Raw genomic sequence first — 23141 nt, 5'->3', positions numbered from 1 at the left:
ATTCCGCCACCTTCGCACATTGTCATCAATCTTGTTTTACATGCCATCGATGGAGCATGTTGCAGTATGGTGCGAAGAGAGGGACTCGAACCCTCACATCCGTGGGACACTAACACCTGAAGCTAGCGCGTCTACCAATTCCGCCACCTTCGCATCACTGCGGTCGTGGATTCTATAGAGTTTTGGAGGGGCGTCAACAGCCAAAGGGGACTTTTTTCGCTGTTGACGGGTAAAGCCGTATTAAGGGCGCAAAACTTCAGCAATCAACGTCAGACAGAGGCCAGCGCATCCCGGTACATCTGTTCGTACAGAGGGACGGAGTCAGCCCAGTTGAAACGGGTCAGCATGGCGTTGTGCTGCACCTTGGCGAAACGAGCGGGCTCTTGCAGGTAGTGGAGCAGGCTGCGGCGCATGGCATCGAGCAGGGTGCTGGCGGTGGGGTCGTTGAAGCAGAAGCCGGTGGCCCGCTCGGGATCCGCATCCCAATCCACCACAGTGTCTCTGAGGCCACCGACGGCTCGCACCAGCGGCAGGGTGCCATAGGCCAGGCTGTACATCTGGTTGAGGCCGCAGGGCTCGAACAGGGAAGGCATCAGGAAGAAGTCGGCGCCAGCCTCCACCAGGTGGGCCAGTCGATCGTCGTAGGCGTTGATGAAGGCGAAGCGGTCAGGATGTTGCTGGGCGATGGCCTGCAGCTGGGCGGCGAGAGAGGGATCGCCGGAGCCGACGATCACCACCTGGACCTGATGCTGCAGGAACTTGTCCAGCGCCGGGATCAGCAGGTGAACCCCCTTCTGCTCTGTCAGGCGACATACCATGCCATAAATTGGCAGATCTGCAGCAGGAAGACCTGCCTCTTGCTGCAGGATCTGCTTGCAGACACGCTTGCCGGCCAGGTGCTCGACATCATAGGTGGTCGGCAGCAGGGCATCGGTGGCGGGATCCCAGTCCTGATAGTCGCAGCCGTTGAGGATGCCGCGCAGGTCGCTCGCCCGTTGCTGGAACACGCTGGCCATGCCGTGAGCGCCCAGGTGGGTCAGCAGCTCGCTGGCATAGTTGGGGCTGACCGCATTGATCTTGTCGGCATACAAGACCCCGCACTTGAGCAGGTTGATGTGGCCGTAGTCGTAGTTGATGCGCTGCTCGTAGTCACCTATCTCCGGCACGGCCCAGAACTGGGAGCGATCGAATACGCCCTGAAAGGCCGCATTGTGGATGCTGATCACCGAGCGGGTGCGCTGGAAAAACGGATTGCGGGCATGGCGGGTCTTGAGCAGCAGGGGCAGCAGGCCGGTGTGCCAATCGTTGCAGTGCGCTATGTCGGGGGCAAAATCGAGCTGCTCGCAGGCGTGCAGGGCCGCCGCCGCCAGGAAGGCGAACCGCTCACCGTTGTCGGGGTAGGCCTGATTGTTCTCGGCGTAGAGCTGGGGCCGGTCGAAATACTGCGGGCAATCGAGCAGATAGACGCAGATCCCGTCCAGCTCCAGCTGATGGATGCGATAACTGATGTCTGCCTTGTCCGGCGGGGTGGGCAGCCAGCGGGAGGCGATGAGCCTGGCTTCGTCCCGTCGTTTGAGGGTCTGGTAGAAGGGCAGGATGATGCGAACGTCGTGGCCCTCTCGGGCGAGGTACAGTGGCAGGGCCTTGGCCACATCCGCCAGGCCCCCGGTCTTCACCAGCCCCTCAACCTCAGAGGCAACAAACAGGATTTTCAGTGGGTTAATAGCCAACTCTTGCTCCCTTAGGTACCACGACGATACCGCCTTCAGATACGGTAAACCTCTCTCGGTCATGGTCCAGATTCTCACCGATCACGGTGCCGGGTGCAATTTCAACATTTTTATCGATGATGGCGCGTCGAATTGAGCAACCTTCCCCTATTTTTACGTCTCCCAGCAGCACGGATTCACTGATGTGACTGCAGGGGCCTATGTTGCAGCTAAAGCCCAGAATGGAGCGCTGGATCTGGCTGCCTTGAATGAAACAACCGCCCGAGATCAAGGAGTTGGCGATCTTGACCTTGCAATCCTCGGTGTCGATGAAGGTGGCGGGGGGCAGCGGCGGGTAGTGAGTGTGCAGCGGCCACTTGCGATTGTAGAGGGAGAAGGGGGCATCGTCGGCGACCAGGTCCATGTGTGCCTGCCAATAAGAGTCCAGCGTCCCTACATCGCGCCAGTAGACGTTGGGCTTCTCGCCAGGGATCCGGTTGCTGCTGTAGTCATAGACATAGACGGGGGTGCGCGGATAGAGGCTGGGGATGATGTCCTTGCCAAAATCGTGGCTGGAATTCTCCTCGGCGGCATCCCGTTTCAGCTCGCGATAGAGCGCCTCGGTCTCGAAGATGTAGTTGCCCATGGAGACCAGGGCCTGGGTGGGATCCCCCGGGATGTGTTTGGGGTGCTTGGGTTTTTCTTCAAAACCTATCATCCGCCCTTCCTGATCCACCTCGATCACCCCGAAGGCGCTCGCCTCCTCGATGGGCATGCGCAGGGCGGCGACCGTCATGGCGGCCGCCTTCTGTTTGTGGAAGGTCACCATCTGGCTCACATCCATCTTGTAGATGTGATCCGAGCCGAAGATGCAGACATGCTCGGGATCCGAGGTCTCGATGAAGCGCAGGTTCTGGTAGATGGCGTCGGCGGTGCCGTCATACCAGCGCTTGCCCATCCGCATCTGGGCGGGGATGGGGTCGATGAAACGGTCGGTGATGCCGACTATGTTCCAGCCCTTCTTCATGTGCAGATAGAGGGACTGGGACTTGAACTGGGTGAGCACATAGATGCGCAGGAAGTCGGCGTTGACGAAGTTGTTGAGGACGAAGTCGATCAGGCGGTAACTGCCGCCGAAGGGCACCGAAGGCTTGCTGCGGGTGGTGGTCAGCGGCTGGAGGCGAGTGCCTTCTCCTCCGGCCAGAATCATGGTCAATATGCCTGCCATCGTATTTCTCTCCCTGCTTGAAAAGGCTTTCATGTCGCTGCAAAAAAACACCCCTTAAGGGGTGGCAATCGTTTTTCTGGTACCTTATCAGATCCCGTATGGCACTCTCTACTCGTTTTATTACAACCGTTACATTTATTTACGCTTTGCTCAGATACACCTTGAATTTGGTGTCGCTGCCGATGATCTCGGTCCGTTTGAAGTGAGTGTCCAGTATAGGTTGATATCGCAGGAAGGCGTTGGCGACTATGGTCAGGGCGCCGTTGGCGGTCAGGAATTCGGGGGCCCTTGCCAGGAAGGTTTCGGTGGCGGTGTAGAAGGTCTTGAGCCCGGCATGGAAGGGGGGATTCGAGACAATATGTTGGAATTTTTCAGCCACATTGGAGTAGACGTCGGAAGCATAGACCTTGCCCTGCAGGCCGTTGACGGCCAGGGTGCGGCGGCTGGATTCCAGCGCCAGTGCGCTGATGTCCACCATGTTGACGGTCAGCGTCGGGTTGCGCTTGGCCAATACCGAGCCGATGACGCCGGCGCCACAGCCAAAATCGAGCAAGTTGCCCGTCATGGGCGGCAGGCTGGCCAGCAGCAGCTGGCTGCCGAGATCCAGGCCATCGGCGCTGAAGACCCCGGGCAATGCCATCACGGTCAGCGCCGTTTCGCCGGCCTGGCACTCATAACGGCTGAACCAGGCATCCAGCTCGAACGGGGCGACTGGCTTGCTGAGCTCGCCATGATAGAGGGAGCAGCGGCGTGCGGAGTCCCGCTTGATGGGTTGTTCACCATAGGGGGCCAGCAGCTTGTCGGCGCCGTTGATGCCGCCCCGGTTTTCACCGGCCAGCAGCAGATCGGCCCCGGTTTCCAGCAGGGGGGTCATCATGGCGAGCAGATATTGCGCCTCGGCCTTGGCCTTGGGCATCAGCAGCAGCAGGGCATCGAAGCGGGGGGCGCCGCCGAGCTGGTGATCGAACAGAATGTTGTCCCCAAGCGCCTCTTGCTGGCTGAGGTAGTAGCAATAGTCGGTGGTGAAGACCGTCAGGGAATCGGTCAGCTCGGCCAGCTGGTGGGGATAATCATCCTCCAGGGCGCCGCAGACCAACAGCCGCTTGCCGACAAAGAGGGCTTGGTTACGTTCCAGCATTTGGCTGACGGCACTGACAGGACGGCTCATTGGGACTCTCCACACAATTTTGGGCGGCCATTATACATGGCCGCTTTCGCCTTGACATTTATGCCGTGTTCCCGAAATATGCCAGACACCTTATTTAGCCAGAGATGATGCAATGCGGCTTCGCGTATCGAAACGAAAGCATAAACACAGCCTGAACCTTGGGCCTGCTGACGTGCGCGCGTAACCTCTCATCTCTGAGACGATTCAAGCCCCGGTAGCGACCCTCGTACCGGGGCTTTTTATTGACCCATCCATCTATTCAGGAGAAGGAAATCCCATGTTTCAAGGTTCGATAGTTGCCCTGATCACCCCATTTCGACAGGGCCAGCTGGATGAGGCCGCGCTGGCTCGTCTGGTGGAGTGGCACATAGAGCAAGGCACCCACGGCATAGTGCCGGTCGGTACCACGGGGGAGAGCCCGACCCTGACCCACGACGAGCACTGCCGGGTGGTGGAGCTGGTGGTCAAGCAGGTGGCGGGGCGCGTGCCTGTCATCGCCGGTGCCGGCTCCAACAATCCGGTCGAGGCCATCGAATACACCCGTCACGCCGAACAGGCCGGGGCGGATGCCACCCTGCACGTGGCCGGTTACTACAACCGCCCCAATCAGGAAGGCTTGTTCCATCACTTCAAAGCGGTGCATGACGCCACCACCAAGCCCATCATCGTCTACAACATTCCGCCGCGCGCCATCGTCGACGTGCAGCCTGCGACCCTGGCCCGCCTGGCCGAGCTGCCACGGATCGCCGGGGTGAAGGATGCCACCGGCGATCTGGCCCGTCCCTGGACCGAGCGCCAGCTGATCAAGAAGCCGTTTGCCTGGCTCTCCGGCGAAGATGCCACCGCGGTGGCCTACAACATCGGCGGCGGCCAGGGCTGCATCTCGGTGACCGCCAACGTGGCCCCCAAGCTGGTGGCCGAGGTGCAGAACCTGACCCTGGCCGGTGAATGGCAGGCTGCCCGCGAGTTGCAGGACAAGCTGATCCCCCTGCACCAGGCCATGTTCGCCGAGCCGAGCCCCGCCGGCGCCAAGTACGCCGTCTCCCTGCTTGGTTTCTGCAGCGAGGAGTGCCGTCTGCCGGTGATGCCCCTGTCGGAAGCGACCCGTGAGCGGATCCGCGCCGCCATGCAGGCATTGAATCTGTTGTAAAACTGGGCTCTGGATCGCGCTTTTGATTGCCCGCTCAATAAATGGCCGGGCTTTGCCGATATACTCGCTTGGATACATTTCAAGGACGAGTTGGCATGCAAGAATGGGATCCGGAGCACTTCACCAGTTTTGAACAGCTCTGTGAGGTGACGCTGGCCGCGGTCAGAGAGAAGACCGAGGCCGAACAGATCTATCTGTGGCTGCGGGCGCCTGCGCCCCAGCTCTACTGCTATCGACCCGAGCTGGGGTTGCTCTGCCTGCATGCCGACGCCCTGACCAGCCTGGATCTCCCCCTTGCCTTCATCGAACGCTCCCTCGTGCTCTGCCAGTTGCTGGTAGAACCTGTCACGCCGGCCAATGGGCTCTGGGAGAGCGTCGAACCCGAGGCGCCCCGTCTGCGCGCCAGTTTTCCCCTCAAACGCCACCAGGGGCTGGAAGCCGTGGTCTATCTGGAGACGAGGCGTCGCCTCGATCGCCTGCCAAGGCGCCACCAGCAGAGTATTCAGCTGCTTATGCACTATCTGGCAGCGGAACTGGATGGTAGAAGGCTCGCCAGCCAGGTGGATATGGAGCGGGATCAGCGGCTTCATACCCAGGCTGATCTCGTCCGCAGCCAGGCCTTGCAGGATGCCTTTCTCAGCATGTTGCAGGCGCTGCATCAGGTCGGGGTCCGGCTGTCGCGCTGTGACAGCGAAGAGCGCCTGCTGCACGATGCGGTGGCCCTCGCCCGCCAGGAGCTGCAGTTCGATCGCATCGCCATCTTCCTGATCGACCATGAGTGCAAGACCATGCACGGTACCTGGGGCACCAACGAGGCGGGTGAGCTGGTCGACGAGCGCCACTTCGTCAGCGCCATCCCGGAACATCCCATCGTGCAGGAGGCGTTGCGGCGCAAGGACTATGTGCTGGTGCTGGAGGACGCCCCGCTCTATTACGAGCAGCAGGAGGTGGGCCGTGGCTGGAATGCCATGGTGTCCCTGTGGGACGGGAGCACCCCCATCGGCTGGATCGCCGCCGACAACCTGCTCTGGCGCCGTCCCCTCAAGGCCTATCAGAGCGAGATCTTCAAACAATACGCCGCCGTGCTCTCCCAGTTGCTGATCCGCCAGCGTACCCAGGCCACCCTGGAGCGCTTCAACCGTGAGCTGGAGCAAAGGGTGCAGGAGCGGACCCGGCAGCTGGCCGATACCAACCGGGCGCTGGAGGAGGCCAACCGGCGTCTCTCCCTGCTGTCGCTGGAGGATCCCCTGACCGGGATCGCCAACCGTCGCCAGTGGGATCTCACCATGGAGCGGGAATGGGAGCGGGCGCGGCGTCATCAGGGGGTATTGGCGGTGCTGATGATCGACGTGGATGAGTTCAAGTCCTACAACGATCACTTCGGCCACGGCAAGGGGGATCAATGCCTGCAACGGGTCGCGGCCCTGCTGCAGGAGGCGGAGCGACGCCGTACCAATCTGGTGGCCCGCTATGGTGGCGAGGAGTTCGTGATCCTGCTGTGCGCCCCGCAGCCCGGGGAGGCGGAGCGGCTGGCGGAGCAGATCCACCGGGCGCTCGCTGAGCTGCAGATAGCCCATCCGGCCTCCCGGGTGGCGGAGGTGCTCACGGTCAGCATCGGCTTCAGCTATCTCATCCCCTCGGCGGACAAGGGGTGGCAGACCCTGACGGAGCAGGCGGATCAGGCGCTCTATCATGCCAAGTCCCAGGGACGAGCCTGCACCCTGGCGTATCGCTGAGCCCACCCCGGGCACGGCCAGCCATCTTCATTCGCGGTTTTGTCACGGGCGCTCGCCATCGGCAGGGCGCCTGCGATAAATGCGAGAGCAAGCGTTTCTCGGTATCTGGTGGATGGCGATGGGGCATGGCTCTGGCTAGAATGGGGGCCCATTTTCCACAGACAGATCCTGCACCATGACCCTATCCGGATTTCAAGGCCTGGTCTTCGACCTCGACGGCACCCTGGTGGACTCCATGCCGCTGCACCTGGCCGCCTGGGAGCATGCCGCCCGCGAGTTTGGCTTCCAGTTCGATGCCGACTGGTTCTATGAGCTGGGTGGCATGCCCAGCCGCAAGATAGCGCTGCTGGTGGCCGAAGTGCAGCAGATAGCGCTGGATCCCCTGCTGGTGACGCGCTGCAAGACCGAGCACTATGTGGCCAACTTGCACAAGGCAACCCCCTTCCCGGCCATGCTGGAGCTGGTCAAACGCTACCACGGCCAGATCCCCATGGGGATCGGCACGGGATCCCCCCGCATCAATGCCGAAGCCGTGCTGCGCAATACCGGGCTGGATCGCTACTTCCCCGTGGTGGTCACCGCCGACGATGTGGATCTGCACAAGCCCCATCCGGATACCTTCCTGCTGGTGGCGCGCCGATTGGGCATAGCGCCTGACAGCTGTCTGGTGTTCGAGGATACGGGCATAGGTGCCCAGGCCGGGCAAGCTGCCAACATGCAGGTATGCATGATCAAGGAAGGAAAACCGGTCGGATTGAGCTATTGAGATTGGCTTGCCGAGTCAGGCGAGGCGGGTCACTGGGTCGGGGCAGAGAAAAGCCCCACTCTCATACGGGACAGGCAATAAACATGAGAGTGGGGATGGCGTCGGTCAGCGGCTGACGCAGGACGACGAGGGGGCGAGCATCACTGCTCGCTGCTACCGCCTTGATTGTCATCATAACGGCCAGGAGCGCCATGGGGGCGCGGTGCCATGGAGACGCGCGGCTTGCGAGCGCGCTGGATGCTGACGGCAGGGCGGCCGGAGTGCATGGCGATGGTGGAGATCTTGGCCTTGTAAACCAGTTGCTGATTGCCATGGGCGTCGGTCAGCAGCACGCTGTACTGGTCGAAGCCACTGATGGTCCCTTCCAGTTTGATGCCGCTCACCAGGAAGATGGCGACCTGACTGCGGTTCTTGCGCAACCAGTTGAGGGCAGAATCTTGCCCGTTCCCAAGGGAGAAGGCTTGCTCAATCGTAGAGTAGCTTGGGGATTCAGTTGTCATAAATTATTGTCCCGCGGAAAAAAGTGGCGTTTGATTGTGCTAAATGACCACTGGCTTGTCAAAGCCATTCTCTTTCGCTACTGAAGCTGAATGAGCGAATGAACAGGGCTGGTGGTTAGCGGCGGTGACTGCAATAATTGGCGCCTCTGGCCGTTCGCGGCCTCCTGCTGGGGTCTTATCTTGCATTCGGTTTCACACCAACACCCAACCACCTATACCCATGACGCGACGGCCTGTGAAGAGTGCGACCTGCTGGTGCCGGCGACCACGCTCGCGGTAGGGGAGGCGAGCGACTGTCCGCGCTGCGGTCACGTCCTCAGCCGCCACCTGCCGCAGCAGGAACGCAGGCCGCTGGCCTACGGTTTTGCCGCCCTCATCATGTTCGGGCTCTCCAATGTCTTCCCCTTCATGTCGTTCTCGGCCAAGGGCCTCGGGCAGGAGATGACCTTCCTGCAGTGCATCACCACCCTGGTGGATCAGGGCTACCTGTTTCTCGGGGCCGTCTTGAGCCTGACCCTGATCGGTCTGCCGCTGGTCTACATCGGCTCCATCATGCTGGTGCTGTGGCGGCTCGACAAAGAGATGCACAGCAACGCCCTGCGCTCCCTCGGTCGTTTGCTGTGCCGGATCAAGCCCTGGCTGATGGTGGATGTCTTCCTGATCGGGGTGCTCATCTCCCTGGTCAAGCTGATGGGCATGGCCGACATCAAGATGGGGCTGTCGTTCTGGGCCTTCGTCGGCTACACCCTGCTGCTGATCAAGATGATCTCGTCCCTGGACAGGATGTGGCTGTGGCAGCGGCTGTTCGGCCGGGTCGAGGTGCAGGAGCCGGTGCCCGAAGCCAGCGCCCTGCAAGCCGGGCTGGTGGGCTGCCACATCTGTGGCGCCCTGAGCGAGGCCGGCGCCGACACCTGCTCGCGCTGTGGCGATCACCTGCATCAGCGCAAGCCAGGGGGCCTGAACCGCACCTGGGCGCTGCTCATCACCTCGGTGATCCTCTATATTCCCGCCAACCTCTATCCCATCATGGATACCGTGTTTCTGGGGGATGACAGCCCCTCGACCATCCTGGGCGGGGTGATACTGCTGTGGGCCATGGGCTCCTACCCCATCGCCGCCGTCATCTTCTTTGCCAGCGTGGTGGTGCCCATGGTGAAGATCCTGGCGCTGCTGTGGCTGTGCTTCATGGTGCAGCGCGGGGAGGTCAGCTCGCCCCTTGGCAAACTCAAGCTCTACCGCATGACCGAATTTGTGGGGCGCTGGTCGATGATCGATGTCTTCGTGGTGGCCATACTGGCTGGCCTCATCCGGCTCGACAATCTGATGACCATCTATCCGGGCCCCGCGGCCGTTGCTTTTGCCGGGGTCGTGTTGATCACCATGGTGGCCGCCATGAGTTTCGATTCCCGCCTGATCTGGGACTTACAACAAGGAGAGCGCGACCGTGAGTGAGCGTAAGAAAAGGTGGAAACCCGGCTCGGATTTTCTGAGCTCGGCCGCTGCCATCTGGATGGTGCCGCTGCTGGCGCTGTTCATCGGAGTCTGGATGCTGTTCCAGCACTGGTATTCACAGGGCCCCAGTTTCACCCTGACCGTGGCCACGGCCGAGGGCATAGTGGCGGGCAAGACGGTGATCCGCTCCCGGGAAGTGGAGGTGGGCCGCATCGAGGCGGTGGAGCTGAGCGATGACTACAGCCATGCGGTGCTCAAGGCGCGGCTGACCAATGCCGCCGCCGGCATGCTCAAGAAGGACAGCCAGTTCTGGGTGGTCAAGCCCCGAGTCGGGCGGGAAGGGGTCTCCGGCCTCGGCACCCTGCTCTCCGGCGCCTACATCGAGCTCTCCCCCGGCAAGAAGGGCCGGGCCCGCGGCGAATATGCCATGCTGGACAGGCCTCCGCTGGCCTCCCTGGATGCCAAGGGGCTGCGGCTCTCCCTCACCAGCAGCGATGCGAGTGCGCTGGGAGTGGGATCGCCCATCAACTACCAGGGCTTCACCATAGGCCAGGTGGAGGAGGCGAAATTCCTGCCCGAGAAGAGCGAGATGCAGTATCAGCTCTTCATCAACGCGCCTTACGACATCCTGGTGAGCACCAACTCCCGCTTCTGGCTGACTCCCGGTTTTGAAGTCTCCATGAGCAGCGAGGGGATGAAGGTCAAGATGGACTCCCTGGAGAGCCTGATCAACGGCGGCATCACCATGGGGCTGCCTCCGGGCTGGCTGCCGGGGGAAGCGGTCAAGCAGCAGGACGAGTTCGTACTGTTCAAGGATGAGGCGAGCGTGCTGGCCGGTAGTCTGAACCAGTTCATCGACTACGTCTTCCTGTTCGAGAACGACGTCGGTGGCCTGCATCCCGGTGCCGCCGTGCAGTACCGTGGCATCCGGGTCGGTACCGTCATCTCGGCTCCTTACCTCATCGACGATCAGGGTGTGCAGCTATTCAAGAGCCGCCAGATCCCGGTGCTTGCCCGCATCGAGGTGCAGCGTCTGTCCCATCGCTATGCCAACGCCGAGAAAGAGCAGTGGCGCGCCCTGTTCAACAAGCAGTTCAAGGAAGGCCTGAGGGCCAGCCTCAAGACCTCCAGCCTGCTGACCGGCGGCAAGGTGGTGGATCTGAACTTCTATCCGGAGGCACCTGCCTACCGGCCGATCAAGCTGGCGGGTTATCCGGTGTTCCCGACCGCCCAGGCCGGGCTGGATCAGATAGAGCGCAAGGTGAACCTCATCCTCGACAAGTTCGTCGACATGGACATGGCGACCACGCTCACACAAGTCAACAGCACCCTGGTGACCCTGGACAAGACGCTCAAGCACGTCAGCGCCGTGAGCAGCAATCTGGAGAAGTTCACCGGCCAGAGTGAGACCCAGCAGTTACCGGCGTCCCTCAACCAGAGTCTCAAACAGTTGCAGGAGACGCTGCAGACCTATGATGCCGGCTCCCAGACCAATCAGGAACTGCGGCAGTCGGTGCAGTCCCTCAATCAGCTGATGAGCGAGTTGCAGCCGCTGGTCCATTCCCTGAATGAGCAGCCGAGTTCGCTGATCTTCGACCGCTCTCGTCCCCGGGATCCTGAGCCCAAGCGAGGAAAATGATGAAAAAACGGATGATGACCCTGGCCTTGCTGGGGCTGCTGGCGGGCTGCAGCTCGGCCCCCACCAGCTTGCACTACTACTCGCTCGATACCGGCAGCCAGCCGGTGCCTGCCGCGGTGTCACAACCTCAGCACCAGCTGGTGCTGAGGCCCGTCGCCCTGTCGGGACAGCTCGATCGGGTCAGCCTGGTCTACCAGCTGGCAGGCAACGAGCTGCACTTTGCCGAGTACCATCGCTGGGCGGGTTCCCTTGATGCCCAGTTGACCCAGCTGACGCTGAACGGCCTCTCCAGCCGCCTGCCAGGCTGGGTGGTACGCCAGGATGGGGCCCGCAAGGGACCCGTGCTGAGCATCTCGGTGGAACGTTTCCAGGGGAGGGAGGATGGCCGTGCCCTGTTGAGCGGCCGCTGGCGGCTGCTGACGGAGGACGGGGTCGTGTTGCGGGACGTCCCCTTCCAGCAGGAGCGGGTGTTGCCTGCCGATGGCTATGGCGTGCTGGTGGACGAGCTGGGCCAGGGCTGGCAGCAGCTGCTCGACCAGATAGCGGCGGATGTGCGCGCAGGAGCCTGAACGAGGCAATAAAAAACGGGAGGCCAAGGCCTCCCGTTTTATTTGGTGTGGAGCGCGTGAGGTTACTGCTGTACCTCGGAGACCCCCTGTACCTTGACCTCTACCCGACGATCCGGGGCCAGGCAGACGATCAGCTCTTTCTTGGACTTGCTGGTGCAGCTCTCGCCCGTCACCGGATTGTTCTCGCCTTGTCCTTCCACGTTCACCTTGCCAGCGGGCAAGCCCTTGCCAATCAGGTAGTTGGCGACTGTCTGTGCACGCTGCTCGGAGAGCTTATGGTTGTAGGCATCGGAGCCGATACGGTCGGTGTAGCCGATGACGGTGGCGGAGCCATCCTTGGGTCTGGCTTCCTCGATCTGGCTGTAGAGGGTATCCAGCGCCTGACCTGCTTCCGGCTTGAGGGTGGCCTTGTTGAAGTCAAACAGCACATCCGAGCTCAGGGTGAACTGCTTGTCGACGACCACGGGCTCGGGCGCCGGCGCCGGGGCGGCGACCGGCACAGCTGCAGCTACCTGACCGAAGCGGTAGACGGCGGCCAGCGAGAGCAGGCCGTTATCCATGCGCAGGCCAGTATCCTCTCTGCTGCCGTAAGGAGAGCTGTACTGGTATTCGAGGCGGGCCGCCCAATCCAGGTTGAAGGCGTATTCGGCTCCGAGGGCCCCGACGAAGGTGAAGTCATTGTCACTGTCCAGATTGTCGCTGCTGGTCCAGCCATAGCCGCCACCGATGCGGCCATAGAGGTCCAGGTTGTCTGCAACCGGGAAGCCCAGCTTCAGCGTGAGCTGGGCCAGCTGCGCCTCGACAGAGTCGTTGAAGACACCGGCATTTCTGGTGCCGTTGTACTTGAGTTTGCCAAGGTAGTCGTAACCCAGTTCGATTCCCAGATTCTGGTTGATTTGGTAACCAGCGAAGGCACCGGCACCCACTTCATCGTCGTCTTTGTCTTCAGTGATGATGGTGTTGCTCTCGTCGACGCCGTAGAAGTTGGACCAACCCAGTTTGGCACCGCCATACCAGGTATTGTCTTGTCCGGCCGCCTGAGCGTTGGCCGCAAGCAAGCCTGAGACCAGCAAGGTAATCAGTGTTTTTTTCATATGAAGCCTCTGCAATTTTATCTGTGGAGAGATCGAACTCGTATCGCCTCTTTGGGTTGAGCCTGTAACCAGTCACAACATGTTTAAACGTAGACCGTTTCTTTTTAATCACAAGCAACTGATATAAAACATATTGTGATAACTATTCGCATCATAGAGGAGTTAAAAGAAGAAGGGGCTAGTATGGCTCCAATTTGTGATGGGCGTCATATGAGTTATTTTTTACAGACTGTCGTGGGGTTCAAAAAAGGCCGACGGATGTCGGCCTGTTGCAATGGGGTCATTACTGGGGGATGAACTCGTACTGTTGCTCGATAAAGGCTCCGGCCCGCTCGCTCAGGGCGGCGTGTACAAGGGTGGTGGGATGCACCTGATCCCAGAACATCTTGCCTTCGCAATTGAGCTCGCTTGCGCTGCGGCGGGCTATCGGGCTGGCGACGGCCTGGGCCAGCAGGGGGTTGCCGGTGATGGCGAGGCGCTCCTGCGGGGTGAAGGGGGCGAGTTGGCTGTCGGTGTTGGCATTGCGGGAGGCGAACGGCTTCCACACATAGCCGCCGTCGTAGCAGGCATTCTCGGTGTCACTCAGGCCGAAGTTCTGCGGCTCACGCAACATCTCGGCGAATTGCTTGTCGATCTCGAACAGCTTGACCAGGCCGGTGGGAGCCAGCTGGCGTGCCAGGTTCAGCAGTAACTCGTTGTGGTAGGCCGAGACATGGCTGGCTGCCTCCACCACCTTCTGGCTGCGGGCCGACGGGTTCTGGCCCAGATCCGGCAGGTTGAACAGCAGGATCTGCTTTGCGCCGTTCAGCACCAGGCGGTTGGCCGAGTCGCTGATGACGTCGCGCACCCGCTTGGCATCCTGCTCGGTGTTCCAGCCATAGGCCAGATAGTCGTTGGCGCCGACCCAGAGGATCACCAGATCGTCCGGCTTGAGGCTGTCTTTTGCCAGGAACTGGGTGATCTCGTAATCCAGGTTGTTGATGACCTGATACTTGGGGTTCCAGGAGATCTTGTTGTAGGCCACCGCGGTGGCGCCCCCTTCCGCCTCGTTGGCGATCTTCAGCCCTGGGAACTGTTGTGTCAGTTGCTCCAGCCAGACGGGCCCGTTGGAGAAGCGGCCCTGGTAGTAGGGCGGGCTGGAGGGGAGATAACCGCGCATCTTGTCGTACATCTTGCCGGTATCGGACAGGCTGTCACCAAACATCACTATACGGGAGAAGGCGGGGCGACTGTCGGCTGCCTGAACGCTCAGCGCGAAGAGTCCCACTACACATAGAAGCCATTTTTTCATATTGTCGTTCTCATTGAATTGGAAGCAGGCGGTACCTGCGGGCTGTTCCTCGATGGGACAACGCGGGCTGGGTACCCGTTTTGCCATGTTGCAGGGTATTTAGCCGAATAAAATTCTGCAGCATGGGATGTCGATTAAATCGATTACGGTCACACTCGACTCCCCCAGATGGGGGCCGCTTCACGTTTGTTTCACGGAGGAAGGGGCAAGATGGGCTCATACCGCAACGAACAGGAGCATGAAATGAACAAAGCAAGCGTAATCGGCCTGGTGGCCCTGATGTCCGTATCCTCTTTCGCCATGGCGGCCTACACAGGCCCGCAGGAGCAGAACAAGGTATCCGTCGCGCAGCTGAAAGACGTGGCGGATGACCAGTGGGTCACCCTGGAAGGCAAGCTGGTCAAGCATCTGGGTGGCGAGAATTACCTGTTCAAGGACAGCAGTGGCGAGGTGGAAGTAGAGGTGGATCAGAAGGTGTGGCGGGGCACCGAAGTAGGCCCGGACGATCTGATCCGCATCCGTGGCGAGGTTGACCACAGCTGGAACAAGACCGAGGTGGAGGTCGAGAGTCTGGAGAAGGTGGGCGCGGCGGCGCAGAGCCAGGGTGGCTTCATCGCCAAATAAGGCCAATCCCGGCACCAGCTGGCCAGATGTGAAGAGGGCGCTTGATATCAAGCGCCCTTTTTCATGCTGTCAGCCTAACCCGCCCGGCTGGCGACGGTACGCTTGAACCCCTTCTCGGCCTGATTGACCTTGTAGAGGTAGCGGCGCGCCTCCGCCTTGGGGTGTTGCTCGGTCAGCACCTGATAGACCGCCTCAGGGGAGAGCCGGTTGATCATGTCCGGTGCGGCCTTGCGGTTGCTGGAGAAGGTGTTGAGCACTCCACCGGCGCCGCCGTTATAGGCGGAGATCACCGCATAGCGACGGGACTGGGGATCCTGGATATCCGCCAGGTAGACGGTCTGCAGCAGGTGCAGATAAGCCGTCCCCACGTCGATGTTGTAGGCCGGGTTGAACAGGTCTTCCCGGGTCGGCTGGCCATTCTTGCCCTTGACCCGCACATAGACGTCCCGTCCTGCGGTAGCCGGGATCACCTGCATCAGACCATAAGCGTTGGCGTGGCTGACCGCATAGGGGTTGAAGCTGCTCTCGGTCTTGATCACCGCGTAGATCAGGCTCTCGGCGACCCCGTACTTGCGGGAGGCATCGCGGATGATGCTGGCGTACTTGTAACCGCGCCTGTCCTCATGGTTCGCCACCATGGGCATGTCGACGAAGAAGATGGTGCGGATGCCAAGGGTGCGCTTCTTCATCGCCGTGCTGAGCAGGTAGTCGGCATAGCGCTCGGCGCGCCAGTCGGAGCGGATCGGCTGACCCTGATTGTCCAGCACCTGGCCATAGAGGAAGGGCTCGCCGCCGGGCATGATCTCCCGATCCGAGTAGAGATCCACTTCCGCCGGATCGTCCGGGGTCAGCAGGGTCTCTATGATGGCACGGCGCAGATGGGCGCGGGGATCGATGCCAGAGACGGTCTCCACCATGATGTGGCCGTTGGAGAAGTCGATGTGGGCCCGGCTCTTGTACTGATCCGTGTATTTGACGTAGTCAAACTTGCCTGCGAACAGCGCCTCACGCCCCCAGATCTCGTTCACGTTATGGGAGAGCGCGCTGATCATGTGTTCAAAACCGCGCACGTCCTTGCCGTCGACCAGATCCTCCTCCTCTCCACCGGATTCGGGAGAAGAGGAGCAGGCAGAGAGAAACAGCAAGGCGCACAGCAGCCAAAAAATTCGACCCATAAGATCCTCAAGCTGGGCGGTGGGGCCGCCCGTCATTCATCGGCCGTGAGTCAGGAGAGATGGCCATCGATGGCCAGTGTGAGAATGCGTCCCCTGCTCACAAATAAATTTCACTGGCTGCGGGCGAGGAGAGGAATAGCCGTCCATAGCCTGGCGTTCTCACCGCTCATTGGCGGCGCCAAGAGCGGGATGACGGTCCACGGCCACATCTTGGATCCCTCTGCCTTGTTCACCGATAGCGCTTATTGGCTGGGAGGGGTGTAACCGTCGATGGCCACTTCACCCGCTTCGAACAGGTAGCTCACCATCTCCTTCTCCAGCAGCTGACGATGCTCGACGTTCATCATGTTCAGCTTCTTCTCGTTGATCAGCATCACCTGCTTCTTCTGCCATTCGGTCCAGGCTTCCTTGCTGATGTTGTCAAAAATCCGCTTGCCGAGTTCACCGGGATAGAGTTGAAAATCCAGACCTGGTGCCTCTTTTTTCAGACGCTGACAAAATACGGTACGGCTCATGTTGACCTCTATGGTTGTAAGTCCGGGTAGGCGAGCAGACGGGCCGTGGCGGCCGCCAACCCCACCTCGGCAGGATGGCGTAAGTTATACCAGAGTCGGGAATCCGCTTCCATGAGCAGCGGGGGCGGCGGGGCAGCCATTTCGATCAGCAAAGGCCGGATATCGAGGTGAAAGTGACTGAAAGTGTGGCGAAAGCCAGTCAGTTCCCGATAGTCGGTCTCGCCCAGACCCAACGCATTCAGGCGTCCCTCCACCTCGGCCAGCGACTCCACCTGCGGGAAGCAGTAGAGCCCGCCCCAGATCCCCTGCGGGGGGCGCTTCTCCAGCAGCAGCTGATCGCCGTGGCGAATGAGCAGCATGATGCCGGCACGGGCCGGGATGCTCTTCTTCGGTTTGCTGTTGGGGTAGGCGGTGGGATTGCCTTGCGACAGCCCCTGGCAATCGGCCTGCACCGGGCAGCGCTCGCAGGCGGGCTTGCTGCGGGTACAGACGGTGGCCCCCATGTCCATCATGGCCTGATTGTACTGGGCCACCCCGAGCCGCGGGGTGAGGCGGGTCGCCAGCTCCCAGAGATCGGTTTCCACCTGCTTCTGACCTGGCCAGCCCGGCAGCGCCAGCCAGCGGGTGAGCACCCGCTTCACGTTACCATCCAGGATGGCGTGGGGCTGACCCAGGGACAGGGAGAGCACGGCCCCCGCAGTAGAGCGACCAATGCCGGGCAGCGCCATCACTTCTTCCAGCCGTTCCGGAAACAGGCCGCCGTGCAGATCGCGGATAGTCTGGGCAGCCTTGTGCAGGTTGCGGGCCCGGGCGTAGTAACCGAGCCCGGTCCAATGGTGCAGCACCTCGTCAACGGGGGCATCGGCCAGGGCCAGCACGTCGGGGAAGCGGGCCATGAAACGTTCGTAATAGGGAATGACCGTGGCGACCTGAGTCTGCTGCAGCATGATCTCGGAGATCCAGACCCGGTAGGGGGTCTTGTCCTGCTGCCAGGGCAGGGTCTTGCGGCCGTGGATCTGGTACCAGTCCAGGATCCGGGTGGCGAAAGTTGCGTTGTCTGAGTTGCTCACATTATGCTCATGTTATTGATTTAAAACAAAAACGGCTAACGTGTAGCATTCTTGACGCTGATACCAGTGCAACGCCCGGGTGGCGAAAGTCGCGTTATCTGAATTGCTCACGTTGTGCTCATTTTGTGTTCGTTTTATCGATTAAAAAGGGGAGCTCTCGGGCTCCCTCTTGCAATAAGTGACTGGCCAGCGAGGCTGGCCAGTCGGGTTATCCGCGCCAGTCTTGCAGCGCCTTGAGGCTGGCGTGCTGGTTGCCGACCTGCAGGATGATGTAATCCTGGGCGATGGCGACCAGGGTCACCCCGGGGGCGACTTCGCTGCCCTCGTGCAGCTCCCGCCCGTTGATCACCACGGCTCGCTTGGCCGGGTCGGAGGAGTAGTTGTGGGCCCCGTAGGACAGGGGCGGCACCTGCTGTTTCAGGGCCGGATCCAGGGCGCTGAGAGGCATGGCCTGCGGACTGCTGGCCGCCGGTGCCGGGCTGGACTCTTCCTGAAGGGGCGTGTTGTTGAGCGCCTGCATGATGCGTTCGGCCAGGCTCTGGCCGTCATTGCTGGCGGCCGGGGCCGCCTGGGTCGGTGCGGCGGCTTTGGGGACAACCACCGGCTCCGGCAGCGGCGGGGGCAGGGGGCGCGTGACCATGGGCTTGGGCTCGACCCGCACGAAGGGAGGGGTCACCACCTCCTTTATCTCGACCTTCTGCTCTATGGGCCTGAGGTGATAGAGGTGCCAGCCGTAGTTGGCGCCCGCGCCCATGAGCAGGGCGAGGGGGGCCAGCAACCACCAGATCCAGCGGCGGTTCGGCTCCTCTTCCTGGCTTATGGGCAGGCCCATGAGCGGCATGTGGGGAGTGAACTGGGGTTGATCGGCCCGGCGCAGGGCTTTGAGCAGGGTAGACATCAGGAAGCCTCATCCATTTGGGGATCCATGGACTCGGCGGCCATGGTATCCAAATCGACCGGGACGCTGTTGCGCAGGGAATCATCTTCCAGTCTGGGCATGGGTTCACCGGCCTGCACGTTCAGTCGCAGCAGGGTATTGCTGCCGGCGATCCCGTCCGGAGCCAGCCCCTGCTCACGCTGGAACTGCTGCAGCTTGTTCTTGAGTTGGGCATCGAAGCGACTGACCTTGCGATCCGGTTGCTGCATGGCGCGGCTCAGCGCATTGTCCAGCCATTGCACCTGGGTCGGGCCGGCATTGCTGCCGATCAGGGTCACCCCGCCCTTGGGCATGCGCCACAGCAGGGTGTAGCTGCCACCCCAGACATCGGACAGCCACTGCCGGTCCACTTGCCAGCTCTGGTTGCCGATGAGCAGGTTGGCCTTGTCCGGGCCCAGGTTCACCAGGGTAGCGTAATAGATGCCGCCGGTCTCATCGGTCAGGCTGATCAGGGCCGGGTGTTGCAAGGCTTGCAGCTCCGCCAGGGAGGCATCCCCCTCCTGACAGCGCAGGCCGGCGCGGGGCGCGTTGTCACAGGTCGCCTCCTCCAGCTCGGTCTGGTAGCCCCACACCTTGTAGAGATTCTGCATGGCGCTGTCCGGTTCCAGCGCCTGATTGATGGCGCGGGTCAGCTGCTCCTGCTGCTCCGGGGTCTCGTCCACCTTGACCGGCACCTCCACCTTGACCAGGGGCCGGGCGGGGAAGACTCCGAACAACTGCCAGCCCCACCAGCCGGCGGCGACCAGCAGGGCCCCCACCAGGGCGACGGTGAGGCCGGATTGCCAGCTGCCCTCGTCGCGAATGCCGCTCACCTCATAGGCCGCCTGGCTGATGTCGCCATGCACTATCTTGTGGCTGCCACGAGCGAAGGCGGCGATCAGGGCGCGATCACAGATGAGGTTGATGAGCCGCGGTATACCGCCTGAGAGGCGGTGCAGGGTCAGTATCGCCTTGGGGCTGAAGATGGGCTGGATGCAGCCGGCCACCTGCAGCCGGAAGCGCACATAGGCGTCCACGTCCTGGCGCGACAGCGGCAGCAGGTGATAGCGGGCGGTGATGCGCTGAGCCAGCTGGCGCAGCAGGGGCTGGCGCAGCATCTGTTGCAGCTCGGGCTGGCCGATGAGCACCACTTGCAGCAGTTTCTTCTCGTCAGTTTCGAGATTGGTGAGCAGACGTAGCTGTTCCAGCACGCCTGGCAGCAGATGCTGCGCCTCATCCACGAGTACCACGGTACGTTTGCCTGCCGCCAGGTTGGCCAGCAGGTGATCGCGGATGAGGTCGAACAGCGGCTTGAGGCCGGCGTCTTTCTCATAGGGGAGCTGGAACTCGTCGCAGATGGCCGCCAGCAGATCCCGCTCGGTCAGGGAAGGATTGAGGATGTAGGCGATCTCGGTGTCGGCCGGCAACTGCTGCAACAGGCAGCGTGAGACGGTGGTCTTGCCCGTGCCCACTTCACCGGTGAGCAGCACGAAGCCTCCCCCGTCCTGCAACCCGTAGTTGAGGTGGGCAAGGGCCTCCCCGTGACGTTCGCTCATATAGAGGTATTTGGGGTTGGGCGAGATGGAGAACGGCGGCTCCGACAGACCGAAGAACTGTGTGTACATAAGGATCCATTCCATTGTTATGGCGGCAGGTTAAAGCCTCCCCACAGGGATGTCAAAGACCCGGATACCATAAGAGGAGTCTCCTGCCGGATGGCGAAAACGACGAGGGTGATCGGGATCGGATTATGGCGATAAGAAGTGGCTGGCCAGGGGGCGCTGTTCCTCTGTCATGACCCGGTTTGCGGGCCTGATATGAGGGGTATGGATGAGGGGAACGTCGTGTATGGCGGTCAAAAGCGGTATCATCGAGGCAAGTTATCGAGGCCGGTTTATCGAGGGAGAGTGCGCGTGCAGACTTATCTGGTTGGGGGGGCGGTCCGGGATCGCCTGTTGGGATTGCCGCAAGGGGACAGAGACCATCTGGTGGTCGGTGCCACAGTTCAGCAGATGCTGGCGCTTGGCTTCACCCAGGTTGGTCGCGACTTCCCGGTGTTTCTGCACCCCAAGACCCAGCAGGAGTATGCGCTGGCGCGCACCGAGCGCAAGCAGGGGCAGGGCTACACGGGATTTGTCTGTCACGCCGATCCGAGCGTCACCCTGGAGCAGGATTTGCTGCGCCGGGATCTCACCGTCAACGCCATCGCCGAGGATGAGAGCGGCCAGCTGCACGATCCCTATGGCGGCATTCAGGATCTGGAGGCGCGGCTGCTGCGCCACGTCTCCCCGGCCTTCGCCGAAGATCCCTTGCGCATCCTGCGGGTCGCCCGCTTCGCCGCCCGCTTCCATGCCCAGGGTTTCACCGTGGCGCCGGAGACGCTGGCGCTGATGCGGGAGATGACAGAGGCGGGTGAGCTGGCCCATCTGACCCCGGAGCGGGTGTGGAAGGAGCTGGAGAAGGTGCTGCTGGGGCCGACTCCCAGAGTCTTCTTCGAGGTGCTGCGCGAGTGCGGCGCCCTCAAGGCGCTGTTCCCCGAGCTGGACGCCCTGTTCGGGGTGCCGGCACCCGCCAAGTGGCACCCGGAGATCGACACCGGCATCCACACCCTGATGGTGCTGGATCAGGCGTGCCGCCTCTCCCCCGAATTGCCGGTGCGCTTCGCCGCCCTCTGCCACGACTTCGGCAAGGGGCTGACGCCGCCCGCGTTCTGGCCGAGCCACCACGGCCACGGCCAGAAGGGGCTGCCGCTCATTCGGGATTTCTGCGAACGGTTCAGGGTACCGAACGACTGCCGGGATCTGGCGCTGCTGGTGAGCGATCTGCACACCCATATCCACATCGCCTTCGACCTCAAGCCGGCGACCCTGCTCAAGTTGTTCGACAAGGCGGATGCTTGGCGCAGACCGGAGCGTTTCGCCCAACTGCTGGATGCCTGCCGCGCCGACTTCCACGGCCGTACCGGTTTCGAGGAGAAGGTCTACAGTCAGCCGGATTACGTGGCCCAGGCGCTGGAGGCGGCCCAGGCGGTGCCGGTCAAGGAGATAGTGGCGGCCGGCTTCAAGGGGGAGGAGATCCGCGAGCAGCTCGCCAGGCGGCGGCTCGACGCCATCAGCCGGGTGCTGGATGACTGGACCTTTATCGAGGAATAACTGCGTTTGTCGGGGCGATGAGCGAAGCCCCATCGGCCGCTTGAGGCCACCGAGACGTAAAAAAGCCCGAGTCAGTGACTCGGGCTTTTTGTCATCGGGCGCCTGGGCTTCAGGAGAAGCAGGCCTGCAGCACGTAGAAGATGGCGATGGCCAGGATGGCGCCGGCGGGCAGGGTGATGACCCAGGAGATCACTATGTTGCGCAGCACGCCGAGGTTCAGGGCCGCGATACCGCGGGCCAGACCTACCCCCATTACGGCACCCACCAGGGTCTGGGTGGTGGAGATGGGCAAGCCGGTACCCGAGGCGATCACCACGGTGGCGGCGGTGGCGAGCTGGGCGGCGAAGCCACGGCTCGGGGTCAGGTGAGTGATGCCCGTCCCCACGGTCGCCATCACCTTCTCACCCATGGTGGCGAGGCCGATGACGATGCCGATGCCGCCGAGCGGCAGGATCCACCAGGCGATGTGGGAGTTGCCGGTGATCTGGCCGGCGCTTTCCACGGTGGAGACCACGGCGGAGAGCGGGCCTATGGCGTTGGCCACGTCGTTGGAGCCGTGGGCGAAAGCCATGGCGCAGGCGGTGATCACCATCAGGATGCCGAACACCTTCTCCACGTTGGCGAAGTGCATCTTGTTGTCATCCTGCGGATTGTACTGCTGGCCGCGAATATAGAACCAGCCCGCGATGGAGAGCGCCACCGAGATGGCGATGGAGAGCAGTATGCCCTCGCCATCGCTCAGATGCAGACCGACGTGGGTCAACCCCTTCTTGATGGTCACCAGGCAGATGACCAGCGCGGTCAGGAACATATAGAACGGGACGTAGCGCTTGGCGTTGGCCAGCGGGTTGTCCGTGTCGAAGATGAGCTTCTGCACGCTGATGAACATGAAGTAGGCGATGATGCCCGAGATGGCCGGGGTGACGACCCAGGAGCCGACGATGCCGCCAAACTTGCTCCATTGCACCGCTTCCGGGCCTATGCTCACCACCCCGAAACCGACGATGGCGCCGATGATGGAGTGGGTGGTGGAGACGGGCCAGCCGAAGTAGGAGGCCAGGATCAGCCACAGACCCGCCGCGAGCAGGGAGGCGATCATGCCGAGTACCAGCAGATCCGGGGTATCGGCGAAGGCATTGGTGTCGATGATGCCGTTGCGGATGGTGGCCGTGACTTCGCCACCGGCCAGATAGGCGCCGGCGAACTCGAAGATCATGGCGATGATGATCGCCTGACGAATGGTCAGGGACTTGGTGCCGACCGATGTGCCCATGGCATTGGCGACGTCATTCGCCCCTATGCCCCAGGCCATCAAAAAGCCGAACAAGGCCGCCACGAGCACCAGGGTGGTGCCGTAATTTGCGATAATGTCCATTAGTAGTGTTTA

The 23141-nt window shown here is 61.7% G+C and carries 20 protein-coding genes and 1 tRNA gene; 8 read left to right on the top strand and 13 right to left on the bottom strand.

Annotated elements, in window-relative coordinates; translation table 11 throughout:
- Nucleotides 1–67 precede the first annotated feature (67 nt).
- The 4 genes from BN1124_RS17010 to rsmC all read right to left on the bottom strand — a co-directional run bounded on the left by BN1124_RS17010 (nt 68) and on the right by rsmC (nt 4105).
- Nucleotides 68–153 (bottom strand) — tRNA-Leu (locus tag BN1124_RS17010).
- Between the two features lie 116 nt (nt 154–269).
- Nucleotides 270–1730, bottom strand: coding sequence for a glycogen synthase GlgA (gene glgA / locus BN1124_RS17005; RefSeq protein ID WP_042643832.1), 1461 nt, complete (start codon nt 1728–1730; stop codon nt 270–272).
- Complete coding sequence (glgC, locus tag BN1124_RS17000) at nt 1720–2970, bottom strand: glucose-1-phosphate adenylyltransferase (RefSeq protein WP_269429058.1); 1251 nt, start codon at nt 2968–2970, stop codon at nt 1720–1722. Before glgC ends, glgA begins: the two co-directional genes overlap by 11 nt.
- A gap of 106 nt (nt 2971–3076) precedes the next feature.
- Nucleotides 3077–4105, bottom strand: coding sequence for a 16S rRNA (guanine(1207)-N(2))-methyltransferase RsmC (rsmC, locus tag BN1124_RS16995; RefSeq protein ID WP_042643828.1), 1029 nt, complete (start codon nt 4103–4105; stop codon nt 3077–3079).
- A 277-nt stretch (nt 4106–4382) separates the two neighbouring features.
- Here rsmC and dapA point away from each other — a divergent pair, with 277 nt between their 5' ends.
- The 3 genes from dapA to BN1124_RS16980 all read left to right on the top strand — a co-directional run bounded on the left by dapA (nt 4383) and on the right by BN1124_RS16980 (nt 7757).
- On the top strand, nt 4383–5255 hold the full coding sequence (gene dapA / locus BN1124_RS16990) for a 4-hydroxy-tetrahydrodipicolinate synthase (protein ID WP_042643826.1): 873 nt from the start codon (nt 4383–4385) through the stop codon (nt 5253–5255).
- Nucleotides 5256–5350: 95 nt separating this feature from the next.
- On the top strand, nt 5351–6991 hold the full coding sequence (locus BN1124_RS16985) for a GGDEF domain-containing protein (protein WP_042643824.1): 1641 nt from the start codon (nt 5351–5353) through the stop codon (nt 6989–6991).
- Nucleotides 6992–7166: 175 nt separating this feature from the next.
- Nucleotides 7167–7757: an HAD family hydrolase gene (locus BN1124_RS16980; RefSeq protein WP_042643822.1), complete on the top strand. Its 591-nt coding sequence runs from the start codon at nt 7167–7169 to the stop codon at nt 7755–7757.
- 140 nt (nt 7758–7897) lie between these two features.
- Here BN1124_RS16980 and hfq read toward each other — a convergent pair whose 3' ends face one another.
- Nucleotides 7898–8257 carry an RNA chaperone Hfq gene (gene hfq / locus BN1124_RS16975; protein ID WP_033128946.1) on the bottom strand — a complete coding sequence of 120 codons (360 nt, stop codon included), beginning with the start codon at nt 8255–8257 and terminating at the stop codon, nt 7898–7900.
- 180 nt (nt 8258–8437) lie between these two features.
- Here hfq and BN1124_RS16970 point away from each other — a divergent pair, with 180 nt between their 5' ends.
- Genes BN1124_RS16970 through BN1124_RS16960 form a run of 3 tightly spaced genes read left to right on the top strand, consistent with a single transcriptional unit; the run spans nt 8438 to nt 11917 of the window.
- Nucleotides 8438–9709, top strand: a complete 1272-nt coding sequence (locus tag BN1124_RS16970) for a paraquat-inducible protein A (RefSeq protein WP_042643845.1) — start codon at nt 8438–8440, stop codon at nt 9707–9709.
- Nucleotides 9702–11348 (top strand): intermembrane transport protein PqiB, encoded by a 1647-nt coding sequence (gene pqiB, locus BN1124_RS16965; RefSeq protein WP_042643820.1) that lies wholly within the window; start codon nt 9702–9704, stop codon nt 11346–11348. The genes BN1124_RS16970 and pqiB overlap by 8 nt, the downstream gene beginning before the upstream one ends.
- Nucleotides 11348–11917 (top strand): PqiC family protein, encoded by a 570-nt coding sequence (locus tag BN1124_RS16960; RefSeq protein WP_042643818.1) that lies wholly within the window; start codon nt 11348–11350, stop codon nt 11915–11917. The genes pqiB and BN1124_RS16960 overlap by 1 nt, the downstream gene beginning before the upstream one ends.
- Nucleotides 11918–11979: 62 nt before the next feature.
- Here the strand turns inward: BN1124_RS16960 and ompA are convergent, their stop codons facing one another.
- Together ompA and BN1124_RS16950 are read right to left on the bottom strand one after the other, a co-directional pair.
- Entirely contained in the window at nt 11980–13011 is a 1032-nt protein-coding gene (ompA, locus tag BN1124_RS16955) for a porin OmpA (protein ID WP_042643815.1), read from the bottom strand.
- Between the two features lie 283 nt (nt 13012–13294).
- Nucleotides 13295–14302, bottom strand: a complete 1008-nt coding sequence (locus BN1124_RS16950) for an SGNH/GDSL hydrolase family protein (protein WP_042643813.1) — start codon at nt 14300–14302, stop codon at nt 13295–13297.
- 243 nt (nt 14303–14545) lie between these two features.
- Between BN1124_RS16950 and BN1124_RS16945 the strand changes: the two genes are divergently transcribed.
- Entirely contained in the window at nt 14546–14926 is a 381-nt protein-coding gene (locus BN1124_RS16945) for a YgiW/YdeI family stress tolerance OB fold protein (RefSeq protein WP_033128941.1), read from the top strand.
- 74 nt (nt 14927–15000) lie between these two features.
- Here the strand turns inward: BN1124_RS16945 and mltC are convergent, their stop codons facing one another.
- The 5 genes from mltC to BN1124_RS16915 form a co-directional block, all read right to left on the bottom strand.
- A complete protein-coding gene (gene mltC, locus BN1124_RS16940) occupies nt 15001–16101 on the bottom strand; it encodes a membrane-bound lytic murein transglycosylase MltC (protein WP_033128940.1) in 1101 nt (366 codons plus the stop codon).
- A gap of 242 nt (nt 16102–16343) precedes the next feature.
- On the bottom strand, nt 16344–16616 hold the full coding sequence (locus BN1124_RS16930; RefSeq protein WP_033128939.1) for an oxidative damage protection protein: 273 nt from the start codon (nt 16614–16616) through the stop codon (nt 16344–16346).
- 8 nt (nt 16617–16624) lie between these two features.
- A complete protein-coding gene (gene mutY / locus BN1124_RS16925) occupies nt 16625–17686 on the bottom strand; it encodes an A/G-specific adenine glycosylase (protein WP_042643809.1) in 1062 nt (353 codons plus the stop codon).
- A gap of 208 nt (nt 17687–17894) precedes the next feature.
- Complete coding sequence (gene exeB / locus BN1124_RS16920; protein WP_042643807.1) at nt 17895–18584, bottom strand: GspB family T2SS assembly factor variant ExeB; 690 nt, start codon at nt 18582–18584, stop codon at nt 17895–17897.
- Complete coding sequence (locus tag BN1124_RS16915) at nt 18584–20227, bottom strand: ExeA family protein (protein WP_042643805.1); 1644 nt, start codon at nt 20225–20227, stop codon at nt 18584–18586. The genes exeB and BN1124_RS16915 overlap by 1 nt, the downstream gene beginning before the upstream one ends.
- Nucleotides 20228–20515: 288 nt before the next feature.
- Between BN1124_RS16915 and BN1124_RS16910 the strand changes: the two genes are divergently transcribed.
- Nucleotides 20516–21754 (top strand): multifunctional CCA addition/repair protein, encoded by a 1239-nt coding sequence (locus BN1124_RS16910; RefSeq protein ID WP_042643803.1) that lies wholly within the window; start codon nt 20516–20518, stop codon nt 21752–21754.
- A 109-nt stretch (nt 21755–21863) separates the two neighbouring features.
- Here the strand turns inward: BN1124_RS16910 and BN1124_RS16905 are convergent, their stop codons facing one another.
- The gene (locus tag BN1124_RS16905) at nt 21864–23129 is read right to left on the bottom strand and encodes an inorganic phosphate transporter (protein WP_042643801.1); all 1266 of its coding nucleotides are present in this window, start codon (nt 23127–23129) and stop codon (nt 21864–21866) included.
- Nucleotides 23130–23141: the final 12 nt, after the last annotated feature.

This window comes from Aeromonas eucrenophila (assembly GCF_000819865.1).
Taxonomy (GTDB): domain Bacteria; phylum Pseudomonadota; class Gammaproteobacteria; order Enterobacterales; family Aeromonadaceae; genus Aeromonas; species Aeromonas eucrenophila.
Note: the sequence above shows the minus strand (reverse complement) of the source record. Positions and strands in the feature narration are given on the sequence as shown.